Origin of the sequence: Reinekea marina, from assembly GCF_030409715.1 — a bacterium.
Classification (GTDB): Bacteria; Pseudomonadota; Gammaproteobacteria; order Pseudomonadales; family Natronospirillaceae; genus Reinekea; species Reinekea marina.
In genome coordinates this window covers 2,815,961-2,828,794 of the sequence record NZ_JAUFQI010000001.1, presented here as the reverse complement: position 1 = coordinate 2,828,794, position 12,834 = coordinate 2,815,961, and the positions used below count along the sequence as shown (strand labels likewise).

Annotated in this window: 15 protein-coding genes and 3 tRNA genes; 16 read left to right on the top strand and 2 right to left on the bottom strand. The window is 44.3% G+C overall.

Translation table 11 applies throughout. The features are described 5' to 3' along the window. Position 1 precedes the first annotated feature (1 nt). The 5 genes from QWZ13_RS15530 (at position 2) to QWZ13_RS15510 (ending at position 2,054) form a co-directional block, all read left to right on the top strand. Complete coding sequence (locus QWZ13_RS15530; RefSeq protein WP_290282575.1) at positions 2-1,234, top strand: aspartate kinase; 1,233 nt, start codon at positions 2-4, stop codon at positions 1,232-1,234. 182 nt (positions 1,235-1,416) lie between these two features. Next, positions 1,417-1,608 carry a carbon storage regulator CsrA gene (gene csrA / locus QWZ13_RS15525; RefSeq protein ID WP_216000132.1) on the top strand — a complete coding sequence of 64 codons (192 nt, stop codon included), beginning with the start codon at positions 1,417-1,419 and terminating at the stop codon, positions 1,606-1,608. Between the two features lie 116 nt (positions 1,609-1,724). Further along, positions 1,725-1,814, top strand: a tRNA-Ser gene (locus QWZ13_RS15520). Positions 1,815-1,860: 46 nt separating this feature from the next. Continuing rightward, positions 1,861-1,937, top strand: a tRNA-Arg gene (locus QWZ13_RS15515). 40 nt (positions 1,938-1,977) lie between these two features. Next, positions 1,978-2,054 (top strand) — tRNA-Arg (locus tag QWZ13_RS15510). A 75-nt stretch (positions 2,055-2,129) separates the two neighbouring features. Here QWZ13_RS15510 and QWZ13_RS15505 read toward each other — a convergent pair. Beyond that, a complete protein-coding gene (locus QWZ13_RS15505) occupies positions 2,130-3,062 on the bottom strand; it encodes a tRNA-dihydrouridine synthase (protein ID WP_290282574.1) in 933 nt (310 codons plus the stop codon). A 100-nt stretch (positions 3,063-3,162) separates the two neighbouring features. Next, a complete protein-coding gene (locus tag QWZ13_RS15500) occupies positions 3,163-3,309 on the bottom strand; it encodes a hypothetical protein (RefSeq protein ID WP_290282573.1) in 147 nt (48 codons plus the stop codon). A 55-nt stretch (positions 3,310-3,364) separates the two neighbouring features. On the opposite strand from QWZ13_RS15500, the gene QWZ13_RS15495 reads away from it, so the two are divergent. The 11 genes from QWZ13_RS15495 to QWZ13_RS15445 are packed head-to-tail and all read left to right on the top strand — an operon-like array spanning position 3,365 to position 12,816. Next, positions 3,365-3,589, top strand: a complete 225-nt coding sequence (locus tag QWZ13_RS15495) for an OadG family protein (protein WP_290282572.1) — start codon at positions 3,365-3,367, stop codon at positions 3,587-3,589. 58 nt (positions 3,590-3,647) lie between these two features. Continuing rightward, positions 3,648-5,441: a sodium-extruding oxaloacetate decarboxylase subunit alpha gene (gene oadA / locus QWZ13_RS15490; RefSeq protein ID WP_290282571.1), complete on the top strand. Its 1,794-nt coding sequence runs from the start codon at positions 3,648-3,650 to the stop codon at positions 5,439-5,441. A gap of 11 nt (positions 5,442-5,452) precedes the next feature. Further along, positions 5,453-6,583 (top strand): sodium ion-translocating decarboxylase subunit beta, encoded by a 1,131-nt coding sequence (locus QWZ13_RS15485; RefSeq protein ID WP_290282570.1) that lies wholly within the window; start codon positions 5,453-5,455, stop codon positions 6,581-6,583. Further along, positions 6,537-6,680 (top strand): hypothetical protein, encoded by a 144-nt coding sequence (locus QWZ13_RS15480; protein ID WP_290282569.1) that lies wholly within the window; start codon positions 6,537-6,539, stop codon positions 6,678-6,680. Before QWZ13_RS15485 ends, QWZ13_RS15480 begins: the two co-directional genes overlap by 47 nt. Positions 6,681-6,730: 50 nt before the next feature. Next, the gene (locus QWZ13_RS15475; protein WP_290282568.1) at positions 6,731-7,969 is read left to right on the top strand and encodes a hypothetical protein; all 1,239 of its coding nucleotides are present in this window, start codon (positions 6,731-6,733) and stop codon (positions 7,967-7,969) included. Position 7,970: 1 nt separating this feature from the next. Continuing rightward, a complete protein-coding gene (locus QWZ13_RS15470) occupies positions 7,971-8,669 on the top strand; it encodes an OmpA/MotB family protein (protein WP_290282567.1) in 699 nt (232 codons plus the stop codon). Further along, complete coding sequence (locus tag QWZ13_RS15465) at positions 8,669-9,166, top strand: hypothetical protein (protein WP_290282566.1); 498 nt, start codon at positions 8,669-8,671, stop codon at positions 9,164-9,166. The genes QWZ13_RS15470 and QWZ13_RS15465 overlap by 1 nt, the downstream gene beginning before the upstream one ends. Positions 9,167-9,226: 60 nt before the next feature. Continuing rightward, the gene (locus tag QWZ13_RS15460) at positions 9,227-10,063 is read left to right on the top strand and encodes a TRAP transporter TatT component family protein (protein WP_290282565.1); all 837 of its coding nucleotides are present in this window, start codon (positions 9,227-9,229) and stop codon (positions 10,061-10,063) included. A 10-nt stretch (positions 10,064-10,073) separates the two neighbouring features. Beyond that, on the top strand, positions 10,074-11,066 hold the full coding sequence (locus QWZ13_RS15455; protein ID WP_290282564.1) for a TRAP transporter substrate-binding protein: 993 nt from the start codon (positions 10,074-10,076) through the stop codon (positions 11,064-11,066). Between the two features lie 2 nt (positions 11,067-11,068). Further along, positions 11,069-11,542: a TRAP transporter small permease gene (locus QWZ13_RS15450; RefSeq protein WP_290282563.1), complete on the top strand. Its 474-nt coding sequence runs from the start codon at positions 11,069-11,071 to the stop codon at positions 11,540-11,542. Then, positions 11,539-12,816, top strand: a complete 1,278-nt coding sequence (locus QWZ13_RS15445) for a TRAP transporter large permease (RefSeq protein ID WP_290282562.1) — start codon at positions 11,539-11,541, stop codon at positions 12,814-12,816. Before QWZ13_RS15450 ends, QWZ13_RS15445 begins: the two co-directional genes overlap by 4 nt. Positions 12,817-12,834: the final 18 nt, after the last annotated feature.

Genomic DNA, 12,834 nt, shown 5'->3' with positions numbered 1-12,834 from the left:
TATGGCACTGTACGTACAGAAATTTGGTGGTACATCTGTCGCCAACCCAGAGCGCATCGAAGCCGTGGCCGATAAGATCACGAAATTTAAAGATCAAGGACACGATATCGTCGTGGTAGTCTCAGCCATGAGCGGTGAAACAAACCGATTAATTGGCTTGGCACATCAGATAAGCGATGACCCAAGCCCCCGTGAAATGGATGTTTTGGTTTCTACGGGTGAGCAAGTCACCATTGCTTTATTGACCATGGCATTGCAGGCGCGTGGCTGTGATGCGAGAAGTTACACCGGTGATCAAATCAGAATTTTGACCGACAGTGCGCACACCAAAGCTCGCATTAAAGATATTGATGTGAGCTCTATTTCTGAAGATCTTAAAAAAGGCCGAGTCGTAGTCGTTGCGGGTTTTCAAGGCGTAGATGAGCTTGGAAATACCACTACGTTGGGTAGAGGCGGTTCCGATACCTCTGCCGTTGCCGTTGCGGCGGCTTTAAATGCAGATGAATGCCAGATATACACCGACGTCGATGGCGTCTATACCACCGATCCTCGCGTGGTAGAAAAAGCTCAGCGTCTATCTCAAATTACATTTGAGGAAATGCTGGAAATGGCCAGTCAGGGCTCTAAGGTGTTGCAAATTAGAGCAGTCGAGTTTGCAGGTAAGTACCACGTACCACTGCGCGTTTTATCGAGTTTTGTCGATGGCGAAGGTACTTTGATTACATTTGAAGGTGAACATAAAATGGAACAGCCGGTTATTTCAGGTATTGCATTTAATCGAGACGAAGCGAAATTTACGCTTGTGGGTGTACCCGATATTCCTGGCGCGGCCAGTCGTATTTTAGGACCAGTCAGTGCGGCGAACATCGAAGTAGACATGATCGTTCAAAATATCGCCGAAGATAAAACGACCGATTTTACCTTTACCGTACATCGAAACGATTATCAGCGTGTTTCTAAGGTGCTAAATTCAGTCTCTCAAGATCTTGGAGCACAGGAAGTACGGGGTAACAGTGAGATAGCCAAAATTTCGATTGTCGGGGTAGGAATGCGCTCACATGCCGGTGTGGCCTCGCAAATGTTCGATGCCTTAGCCTCGGAAAATATAAATATCCAGCTAATCTCGACTTCTGAGATCAAGGTTTCTGTGGTTATCGAAGAGAAATATTTGGAATTAGCGGTTAGAGCGCTTCATACTGCGTTCGATTTAGACGCTGTAGAAGAGCAAGTCTAGTTCTAAAGGTGTAGAATTAGCGCCAATCATAGGTTAAGTTGTTAATCTGAATTAGTTTTTTTAATTAAAAAGTTTGTTTTTTTGGAATTTAGTCAATACTAGTAACTATTGTTGTGCACTTACCCAGCGATAGGATGGGTGACTGGATTGCAGGAATATTCCAGAAATTTAGGAGAAGTTTAATGTTAATTTTAACCCGTCGAGTTGGCGAAACACTGATGATCGGTGATGAAGTTACTGTTACTGTATTGGGTGTAAAAGGGAATCAAGTGCGTATTGGTGTCAATGCGCCAAAAGACGTAGCTGTGCACCGTGAAGAGATCTATCAACGTATCCAGCGCGAAATAGGCTCTCCTGAACAAGACGACGAGTAAAACTCTCAATATTATATTGCGGGTCTGAATTATAGGAAAACGCGCTAATTGTTTAATTTTATTAGGTTTTTTCCTTTTCTTTTTGAAAAAACATGGTAATATGCGCGCCGTTGTTTGGAGAGTTGGCCGAGTGGCTGAAGGCGCGCCCCTGCTAAGGGCGTATAGGAGAAATCTTATCGAGGGTTCGAATCCCTCACTCTCCGCCATCAACATTAAAGTTTCTTTAATGTTGGTAGGCAACTCAAGAAGTACGCGCCCGTAGCTCAGCTGGATAGAGTACCTGGCTACGAACCAGGCGGTCGCACGTTCGAATCGTGCCGGGCGCGCCAACTCCTTATTAACCGGAGTATAACTGTGTTAATGCCTTGCGCGCCCGTAGCTCAGCTGGATAGAGTACCTGGCTACGAACCAGGCGGTCGCACGTTCGAATCGTGCCGGGCGCGCCATTTCTACTTTCAAATCTTTCCTGATTTATTTTCTTATTCGTTTTCTTTAATACCTTTAGTACACCGCTTGAAGCGCTAAAGCGCCTCGATGTAGGGTTGAATGTCGTTGATGTCTGTTAATCGCCTAACACTTACGAAGAGTGCTTCTGCTTCAGGGTATTGATCTTTTAGATAATTTAGCCACTGCTTTAAACGACCCGCACAGTATCGGTTCGACATCTCCTGCGTAATACTCATCCAAAAATGTTTAACTAATGGCGCCGTTTGAGACCATTGAGCCGTCTTATCTTGATTCTTTTTTATGCAGTCAGCGAGCTTAGGGTTTTTAATTGCACCGCGTCCAATCATGACATTGTCGCAACCAGAGTCTTTTAATGCTTGGTGCGCATCGGCTAATGTCCAAATATCGCCATTTATCGTCTTTTCGATGTCTAGTTTATCGCTGATGTGTTTGACCAAATGCCAATAGGCTGGCGGCGTGTATCCTTGGCTTTTAGTGCGAGCGTGAATCGTAATTGCTTGCGCGCCACCATCAGCAATAGCTTGCGCACACTCCATCATTAACGTGCTGTCTTCGTACCCAAGCCGCATTTTTGCGGATAACGGTTGTGTGGGAGGTAGGGCAGAGTGTACCGCGGATACTGTTTGGTAAATCGATTCAGGATCAGTCAGCATGACTGCGCCGCCTTTGCTTTTATTGACAGTTTTGCTGGGGCAGCCAAAGTTTAAGTCAATGCCAAACGAGCCCAGCTCTGTTGCTCTTAATGCATTACTGGCCATCATCTCAGGGTGGTTACCAAGCAATTGGACCCGTACTGGAGTGCCATTGGAGGTTTGGCTGTTATTCTTCAACTCTGGTACTTGATCAAAAAATGTACGTTTTGGTAGGAGTTGGTCGACAATTCTCACAAATTCAGAAGTGATCAAATCGTAACCAGCAGCATTACTTAAAATTTCTCTTAAATAGGCATCGGCCAAGCCTTCCATCGGGGCAAGTAAAACTTTCATTAAATGTATCTATACCGCATAAAATAAGGGCAGCATAGTAGTGCAAGGCAGACTGCTTTTCGAGAATTAAATCCGATTTCCAGAGAATAACTTATCTTGATCATCTGGATAAGATTGTTTGATTATTGAACATGCTAAAGATGTCTGAAATATAGCATTGCAACAATGGTTGCTCCCTAGTTATTGCGCCTGACCCACTGTTTGAGTACTCTACGTAGCTCAGAAAGGTCAGGAATAGACCTAGCAAAACTAAAAGCACTAACCATATTACTGTTAAATAAGATCACACAGGAATCGACCTTATGTCCGATATTATGTGGGATGGCGTCAGCCTCATGGTTATGGGGATGGGGTCTGTCTTTGTATTCCTCGCATTATTGGTGCTCGGCATCACAATAATGTCGCAGATCCTAATGCGATTGCCTGAAGTAGAAGTTGTGGCTCGTCCGCAAAGTCGAAACAGCGATGAAGAAATGGCTGAGGTTGCTGCCGTTGCAGCGGCCGTAAAACTTGTGCATCAGCGCTGAACGCGCATTCAATGCAATTTAAGTCCACTAACTTTTAGAATTTGAAAGGCGAGAGGCCATGACTGATAAAAAAAATCCTATTAAAATCACAGACGTAGTGCTGCGAGATGCGCACCAGTCTTTGTTTGCAACGCGACTGCGTATCGACGATATGCTGCCGATATGCGATAAATTAGACCAAGTCGGTTTTTGGTCTCTAGAGTCTTGGGGCGGAGCGACTTTTGATTCATGTATACGTTTCTTAGGCGAAGATCCTTGGGATAGAATACGTGAGCTTAAAAAAGCCATGCCCAATACCAAGCAACAAATGTTATTGCGCGGGCAAAACCTATTAGGCTACCGCCACTACGGCGATGATGTTGTAGACAAGTTTGTTGAGCGAGCTGTGAAGAACGGAGTCGACGTTTTTCGAGTGTTTGATGCAATGAACGATCCTCGAAACTTACAACGTGCGATGCAGGCTGTTAGAGATAACGGCGCGCATGCACAAGGTACAATCTCATATACCACGAGCCCAGTTCATACCACAGAAAAATGGCTGTCGTTGGCAAAAGAAATTGAAGACATGGGCGCGGATTCAATCGCGATAAAAGATATGTCTGGCATTTTAGCGCCATACGAAGCTTATGATCTTGTTACAAAACTAAAATCCAGCATAGACGTGCCTATTTCTCTGCATTGCCATGCAACGTCAGGGTTATCTTCAATGACTTTGTTGAAGGCTATTGAAGCGGGTATCGATCATATAGATTCAGCCATTTCCTCGATGTCGATGACATACGGTCATTCGCCAACGGAATCATTCGTTGCCGCGCTTAAAGGCACCGATCGTGATCCTGAGCTCGATCTTGATTTGTTAGAAGAAATTGCCGATTACTTCCGTGGCGTTCGTAAAAAGTACGCTAAGTTCGAAGGTCAATTGCGCGGAACCGATTCACGAATCTTAATTGCTCAAGTGCCTGGCGGCATGTTGACCAATATGGAAGGGCAGTTAAAAGAGCAGGGCGCGGCGGATAAATTCGATGAAGTTATTGCCGAAATTCCTAAGGTTCGTAAAGATTTAGGCCATATTCCATTGGTTACGCCAACGTCACAAATCGTCGGCACTCAGGCCGTTTTAAATGTTCTAACGGGCGAGCGATATAAGTCTATTTCTAAAGAAACACAGGCGATCTTAAAAGGCGAATACGGTGCAGCACCGGCTCCTTTTGACGCTGAACTGCAAAAGAAAGTTTTAGATGGTGCGGAGCCAATCACTTGTCGACCTGCCGATTTAATCGACAATGAACTAGACGCGTTAACGAGCGAACTAGAATCTCAAGCGCAAGAAAAAGGCTTTAAATTAGCTCAAGAAAGCGTGGATGATGTGCTTACTTACGCACTGTTCCCTCAAATTGGGCTTAAGTTTTTACAAAACCGGGGTAACCCAGACGCATTTGAACCTGCTCCTACGGCCCAAGATTCAAAGGCCAGCTCGGAATCAAAAGATTCTGGTACCTATACAGTAGAAGTGAATGGTAAACACTATGTGGCGGCTGTAGATGCGCAAGGTGCGGTTGCCGTGACCATTAATGGTAAAACCTACCAAACGTCGATTGAAGAAGGTGGCGAGGTTTCAACTTCCGCTGCGCCAGCGAGCACCGGAACTGAAATTTCAGCGCCTCTTGCGGGGAACATTTTCAAAGTGTTGGTTAAGCCGGGCGATGTCGTTGAGGAAGGTCAAGTGGTGATGATCCTTGAAGCTATGAAAATGGAGACTGAAGTCAGTGCACCTGAAGCAGGTACCGTCAGTTCGGTAACGGCCAAAGAAGGTGATTCCGTCGCTGTTGGCGATACATTGATCACACTATAAGGAGCCACTCAATGGATAAGTTTCAGCAGTTACTGCTCGATTCTGGGTTGGCGAATTTAGAGTTTGGTCAATTCTCAATGATGATTATTGGCTTGGTATTAATTTACCTAGCCATCAATAAGCAATTTGAACCTTTGCTATTATTGCCAATTGGTTTTGGTACTGTGCTTGTGAACATTCCTGGCGCAGGTATGGGTGATCCGGGTGGGTTACTGTATTACATTTCTAATATTGGTATTTCAACCGGTGTTTTCCCGCTACTCATATTCATGGGTGTGGGCGCAATGACCGATTTTGGCCCATTGCTGGCTAACCCTAAAACATTGTTTTTAGGTGCCGCCGCCCAATTCGGTATTTTTGGTACCGTCATTGGTGCAATGTGGATGACCAGCATGGGGTGGGTAGACTTTAGCCTGCAAGATGCCGCCGCGATCGGTATTATTGGTGGGGCAGATGGGCCTACCTCTATTTTTGTTGCAAGTAAGTTGGCCCCTGAATTGTTGGGTGCTATTGCTGTAGCGGCTTACAGCTATATGGCATTGGTACCGTTAATTCAGCCGCCGATCATGAAAGCATTAACTACCGAAGCCGAGCGCAAAATTACCATGACTCAGCTACGAGTAGTTTCGAAGCGAGAGAAAATTGTGTTCCCGCTTATGGTGTTATTCTTGGTGGCTATGTTCTTACCCTCCGCAGCGCCTTTACTCGGCATGTTTTGTTTCGGTAACTTAATGAAAGAAAGCGGCGTAGTAGAGCGTTTAAGCGATACAGCTCAGAATGCATTAATGAACACCGTAACCATCATGTTAGGTCTAGGTGTGGGTTCTAAAATGAGCTCAGAATACTTCTTAAATGTTGAGACGTTAGGAATTTTGTCTCTTGGTTTGGTTGCATTCTGTGTCGGTACGGCTACCGGTGTGTTGATGGCTAAGTTCATGAATCTGTTCATTAAAATTCCAATTAACCCATTGATCGGTTCAGCTGGTGTATCGGCCGTGCCAATGGCCGCACGTGTATCGAACAAAGTTGGTTTGCAAGCCAATAACCAAAACTTCTTGTTAATGCACGCTATGGGTCCTAACGTTGCTGGTGTTGTTGGCTCAGCCGTTGCGGCTGGTGTTATGCTCTCTTACTTTGGCTAATGCCTTTTTAAGGCTATGCCTATTAATGAAAACCGAAGCCTCAGCGCTTCGGTTTTTTTTGTCTAAAACTTCATCGCTGTCTAAAACTTTGTCCTAAGTGCTGCGCAATGGCATACTAAACTGAGTTGATATTACTTAGGTTATAACATGGAACTGCTACAGTCTTTCCCCCCGCTCACGTGGGCGTTTATAGCGATCATTGCAGCATTGCTGGTTTATTTTCACGGGCCTGTCTATTCCGCGCATACCGCTAATTACTCACCGTCAATTTTAACCAGTATCGGAATTTTTGGAACGTTTCTCGGCGTGGCTTTGGGGTTAAATGATTTTGATACTCAGTCGGTTGAAAATAGTGTTCCGACCCTTTTAGAAGGATTGAAAACAGCCTTTTGGACATCGATCGCAGGTTTATTGGGTGCCTTGTCGATTAAGTTTCGCTATGCCGTTGCCAGTATGCGAGTTCGTGCGCATAGAGAGGCAAAGCAAACGGCCACAATGGATGATCTTGCTTGGCACTTAGAAAAAATTGCCAACGCCGTGAGTCAAGACGATAAAGATAACTGGTTGGCTTGGCGAGAACAGCAAGCGAATACAGCCAAGGCTCATCACGAAGCCTTACTGAACACGCTAAATGGCTATCAAACTCAAATGACCGAAGCCAATAAAGTAGCATTAGAACAAGCCATAACCCATGTTATGCGCGAATTTAATACGCGAATTGAAGATCAGTATGGCGACAACTTCAAGCGTTTAAATGAGTCGGTCGGACAAATGTTGGAGTGGCAATCGAACTACAAAGGCCAACTCGAGGACTTAATGTCAGCCAATGAGCGATCAGCGAATTCTTCAAAAATTGCAGCAGAGTCTTTTGAAAAACTAATCTCTCAAACCAGCTCCTTTACAACAGTCGCCGAAGATATGGAAACGCTACTCAATGCATTGCAGAGCCAAAGCGAAAACCTGCGCGAATATTTAACCACGTTTACGACGCTCATTGTTGATGCGCAAGAAGGGTTGCCTCAAATAGAAAATAGAATTTTAGCGCTCACGACAGGGTTACAAGAGCTAGTGAAAGGCCAAACTGAGCAAATGAGGTCAATATTAGAGCAAACCGCAAGTGGCATAAAAGACACCTCTGAAGAGGTAAGTAAATTGCTGATCGAGGGAACGACTCGTTCACAAGAGGCGGTAGGAAAGCAATTAGAATCATTGCTTGAAAAAAATAACCAACAATTTGAACGCCTTGAATCTTCTATGGAGGCTGAGCTCAATAAAGCGTTGACGAGTTTTGGTTACCAACTTTCTTCGTTATCAGAAAAATTCGTTAATGATTACATCCCGTTAACCGATAAACTCCGCGATCTCGTTTCAGCTGCAGAGAAATAATATGGTCAATACCGAAGAGCATATCGAGCAAGAAGAGCATTGGGTATCAGTCAGCGACCTGATGGCAGGTTTAATGATGGTGTTCTTGTTGATCGCCATTGTGTTTATGGTGAACGCTGAAATTGAGCGGAACAAAATTCGTGATGTTGCCGTTTTATATGATCGATTAAGAACTCAATTGTATGAAGACCTGTTAACTGAGTTTCAGCCAGATCTAGACGCCTGGGGTGCGGAAATAAATGAAGACTTGAGTATTCGTTTTGGGCGTCCTGAGCTAATCTTTGATAAAGGAGAGAATGAACTCAAAACTGAGTTTAAAGCCATTTTGGAAGATTTTTTCCCGCGATACCTAGCCATTATTGCATCTGAAAAATACCGCGATGACATCGCAGAAGTTCGAATAGAAGGTCACACTTCTAGTGGTTGGTTAGGTCGGGCTGAAGATGAAGCCTATATTTTGAATATGGGATTATCGCAAGCGCGCACTCGATCCACTTTAAGCTTTTTATTGGAAATCCCTGCAGTGCAAAATGAAAAGCAATGGCTTAAAGCCCATATGACAGCCAATGGGCTTTCCTCCTCTAAACCAATTTACACAGCCGCAGGAGAGGAAAATAGAGAAGGCTCACGTCGTGTTGAGTTTCGGTTACGGACCGATGCTGAAAGTCGCATTGCGGCTATTTTAGAGAGTCAAAAATAATGGCAATTCATTTACCTGATTTCACGGAGTTTGAGCCATTTAATAAACTTCGCGAAAAAATGAACGCCTCCGAGCTAGGGGCCTTTGAGCTATTTGACCCCAAGCACCACTTAACGGGGGATGAGCGTTCGTTACTGCAAAGACAAGGCGCTGAACTTCCTCGCAGTGGGGTATCGCATTTGCTCGACTTTACATTGGTATACAAAAATACTCGCTGTATTGTAAGAGACAAAAGCGTCTTTCATGTTGCCCATTGTGAGCAATTCCCTATAGATGACTCTCTTTTTGTGGCGACTAACATCACCGTCAATATGCCAAAACAAGTATGTCCTGATTGTTTGAAAATTATCCATTACAAAGGTTACGATCCTCTAAAAGCGCGAAAAGAAGCCTACAGCCAGCAAGTCTTACAAAACTTTACTTTATCTGAATTCTGGCGGCATTACGCCCTGTACCCCGTTTCTGAAAAACGCGAGATACGAAAATCCATTAGTTAATCGAAATGTCATCGAAGTTCGTTATACTGTCATTATTAATGTTAATGTTAAGAGAGGCCTATGCTTCGGTTATCTGTTTTTGTATGCGCCGCTATTATTAGCGGCTGTGCTACTACTCAACTGCCCGCAAATCTTTCGGGCGCCATTTTAAATAGTGATGACTTAGAAACTGTAAATGATGGGTTACCAGCCTATCTTCTCATGGTCGACGCGTTAGTGAGCACTTACCCAAATAGCGAGGCTATGCATCTTACCGCCGCTAGTTTGAACGGCTCATATGCCGGAGTCTTTATACCGGCCGAACAATCTATCCGTAAAAAAAATATGTCCACAAAAGCGTTAAATTATGCGTTTGAAGCATTTTGCTTACACGATGAGAATGCCTGTGACTTAAAAGACACGCATCGTGATGATTTTGTGGGCAAAATAGAGCAGTGGTCTGATAAAGACGACGTACCGTATTTATACGCACTAGGGACCGCGTGGGCTTCATTTATACAAGCGAACTCAGACGATTGGCTGGCTGTAGCCCAACTTGGTCAGGCAGAGGCCGTCTTGAAGCAGTTGGTGAGTATTGATGAAAGCTATGAAAAAGGCATGGGCCTACTGTATTTAGGCGTTATGAATAGCATATTACCGCCAAGCCTAGGGGGGAAGCCCGATGTTGCTCAAGACTATTATGAGAGAGCGTTAAAGGCAGGAAAAGAAGAAAACTTAATCATCTATGTGTACTATGCGGCCAATTACGCCCGACTCATGTTTGACCAAGAATTACACGATCAATTGCTTCAGCAGGTGTTAAGCCTGGATCCGTATGTTGAGGGGTACACGCTGCAGAATGTGTATGCCCAACAACAGGCGAAACTTTTGCTAGCTTCATCTTATGATTATTTTTAAAGGATTCACCATGTTTAGGACTGCGTTAATTGTATTGCTTACCGTCGTTTTCGTATCGGGCGTGCAAGCAAAGCAACTCAAAATTGCCACTGAGTATCCAGATGGCAACTCAGTATTAAATGAATTAAGAGCTTCAGGCAAAAGAATTGAAGAGCGAACGGAAGGCCGAATCAAATTAAAGTTTTACCCAGGTGGGGTTATGGGTGACGCGGTTGCAGTGAAACGGAAAGTGCGAATAGGTCAATTGCACGGTGCCTTTATTCATAGTGGAGGCTTAGCTGATGTGTATAAAGATTCCCAAGTGTTAAATGCGCCGTTACTTTTTAGAGATTTCAGTGAAGTTGATGCGGTTCGCGCGCTCATTGATGAAGAGATTAACCAGGGCTTTACAGAGAATGGTTGGAAAACCTTTGGTGTTGTCGAAGGCGGTTTTGCGTTTGGCATGACAACAGAACCTGCCACGTCTATTGATGCGTTAAAACAACAGAAGATCTGGTTGCCAGCCAATGATCCATTTACTGAAAAAATTGCTAAATCATTTGGCATAAACCCGATTGCACTGAATATTGGGGATGTGCTAACAGCCTTACAAACTGGGGCCATTAATGCCTTTGTTGCGCCTCCGGTAGGGGCAATTACGTTACAGTGGTACAGTAAAACAAAATATCTAACTAACGCTCCGTTTATGTACACCTACGGTGTTGTCGGTATTTCGACCAAAGCTCTTCGAGGTATCAGTGACGCCGATATGGCGATTCTAGAAGAAGAACTTACCCAATCCAGCAAGGTACTCGATAACATTGCTAGAGAAGACAACAAAAAAGCGTTCAAAGCCTTAGAAAGCCTAGGGATTACCATTTTAGAACCGGGTGCGGAAGATCGAGCTGCGTTAGAACAAGAATCGGCGAAGGCAACTGCGAAATTAATTGAATCGGGCGAAATCAGCCAAGAATTTTACGATCGCATAATGGCAATTTTGAATGAGATTCGATCAAAAGGGTAAGTATGCGAGTTTGGATTGAGCGTTGGGCCAGTTTTGAGAAAGGGCTGTTGGTGGCCATTTTGCTGTGTATGATTTTGCTGGCTGTATTGCAAATTGTCTTACGCAATGTATTTGGTACCAGTCTATTTTGGATAGATCCATTTAATCGACTGCTTGTGCTCTGGCTGGCCGTATTAGGGGCTATGGTGGCAACAAAAGAAGGTGAGCATATAGCCATAGATGCTTTAAAGCATTATTGGACAGGCGCGAAGCTTTGGGCGATAACCAAGTTAGCCTTATTGTTTGCCTCGTTGGTTTCAGCGTTAATGGCATATCACAGTGCCCGCTTTGTTTACGATGAATACGTTTATGAGACTCAAACTTTTTCTGAGCTGCCTGCTTGGCCATTTGAGCTCATTATGCCAGTCGGCTTTTCAATAATGGCACTGAGATTTACGATAGGCTTATTCAGCACAGTAAAGGAGCCTCAATCTTGACTTCTATACTGACGCTGATTGTATTGCTTGCGGCCCTTGTTGGCGCGCCCTTGTTTGCGGTAATTTTAGGAGGCGCAGCGGCTGGTTTTTGGGTAGCTGAAATTGACCTCATGGTGTTGCCTATTGAGTTATATAGGCTAACCGAAAATACCCTGCTGATGGCGTTGCCATTGTTTGCATTCGCAGGGTATTTACTCAGCGAAAGTAAAGCGGCCGATAGGCTGGTTGCACTTTCAGCCGCGGCTTTTGGCTGGCTACCTGGTGGAATGATACTGATCTCATTGTTAGCCTGTGCTTTTTTCACAATGCTAACGGGTGGCAGTGGCGTGACCATTATTGCTCTGGGTGCATTGTTACTGCCGGCACTTAAACAAGCCGGTTACTCTGAGCGATTTTCACTAGGACTTATTACTACATCAGGCAGCCTTGGCTTGCTGTTACCTCCTGCCATTCCTTTGATTTTATATGGCATCGTTGCTCAGCAAATGAATATTGCAAATGTTGATATTCAAGATCTATTTATTGCTGGTTTAATACCGGCCGTAATTATGATTTTTGCGTTGTGGGGGTATGGCGTATGGAGTCAGCGACACCAAGCGGTTCCACTAATACCCTTTCAATTTAGCGAACTGTTACGGCAGCTTAATCGCGCAAAATGGGAGCTAGCAATTCCTGTCATTGTGCTGGGTGGCCTTCTCAGTGGGTGGTTAGTGGTGTCAGATATCGCCGCCATTACGGCCTTATATGTGCTGATTATTGAAGTATTTGTTTACAAAGAAGTATCGCTAAAGTCATTGCCAAGTATTGCGGCCAATGCGATGAAGATGGTCGGCGGCATCTTGTTAATATTAGGGGTTGCCTTAGCGTTTACCAATTTATTGGTCGACCTTGAAGTTCCTTCCATAGTGTTCGAGTTTATCCGAAATAATATCGACAGCCGTTGGGCTTTTTTATTGTGTCTCAACGTAGGCTTATTAGCACTGGGCGCCATTTTGGATATTTTTGCGGCCTTAATCATTATTGTTCCGTTAATCTTGCCTGTTGCCATGGATTACGGCATAGATCCGATTCATCTAGGTATTATCTTCGTTGCTAATATGCAGATTGGCTATTTTACGCCGCCGGTGGGAATGAATTTATTTATTGCCAGCTATCGATTTAAGAAATCTATTACCGAACTTTATGCAGCAACCCTGCCTTTTATGGTTGTATTAATGGCGGTTGTTTTGTTGATTACCTATTGGCCTGGAATGGTATTGTTTTTAGTCAATTAATTTAATTCTTTAAAAAGT

Excerpts from the sequence above, each read along its gene's own strand:
- QWZ13_RS15470 (WP_290282567.1), top strand. The coding sequence starts at position 7,971 with ATGGTCAATACCGAAGAGCATATCGAGCAAGAAGAGCATTGGGTATCA.
- csrA (WP_216000132.1), top strand. The coding sequence starts at position 1,417 with ATGTTAATTTTAACCCGTCGAGTTGGCGAAACACTGATGATCGGTGAT.
- QWZ13_RS15460 (WP_290282565.1), top strand. The coding sequence starts at position 9,227 with ATGCTTCGGTTATCTGTTTTTGTATGCGCCGCTATTATTAGCGGCTGT.
- QWZ13_RS15495 (WP_290282572.1), top strand. The coding sequence starts at position 3,365 with ATGTCCGATATTATGTGGGATGGCGTCAGCCTCATGGTTATGGGGATG.
- QWZ13_RS15465 (WP_290282566.1), top strand. The coding sequence starts at position 8,669 with ATGGCAATTCATTTACCTGATTTCACGGAGTTTGAGCCATTTAATAAA.
- QWZ13_RS15450 (WP_290282563.1), top strand. The coding sequence starts at position 11,069 with ATGCGAGTTTGGATTGAGCGTTGGGCCAGTTTTGAGAAAGGGCTGTTG.
- QWZ13_RS15530 (WP_290282575.1), top strand. The coding sequence starts at position 2 with ATGGCACTGTACGTACAGAAATTTGGTGGTACATCTGTCGCCAACCCA.
- QWZ13_RS15455 (WP_290282564.1), top strand. The coding sequence starts at position 10,074 with ATGTTTAGGACTGCGTTAATTGTATTGCTTACCGTCGTTTTCGTATCG.
- oadA (WP_290282571.1), top strand. The coding sequence starts at position 3,648 with ATGACTGATAAAAAAAATCCTATTAAAATCACAGACGTAGTGCTGCGA.
- QWZ13_RS15485 (WP_290282570.1), top strand. The coding sequence starts at position 5,453 with ATGGATAAGTTTCAGCAGTTACTGCTCGATTCTGGGTTGGCGAATTTA.
- QWZ13_RS15505 (WP_290282574.1), bottom strand. The coding sequence starts at position 3,062 with ATGAAAGTTTTACTTGCCCCGATGGAAGGCTTGGCCGATGCCTATTTA.
- QWZ13_RS15475 (WP_290282568.1), top strand. The coding sequence starts at position 6,731 with ATGGAACTGCTACAGTCTTTCCCCCCGCTCACGTGGGCGTTTATAGCG.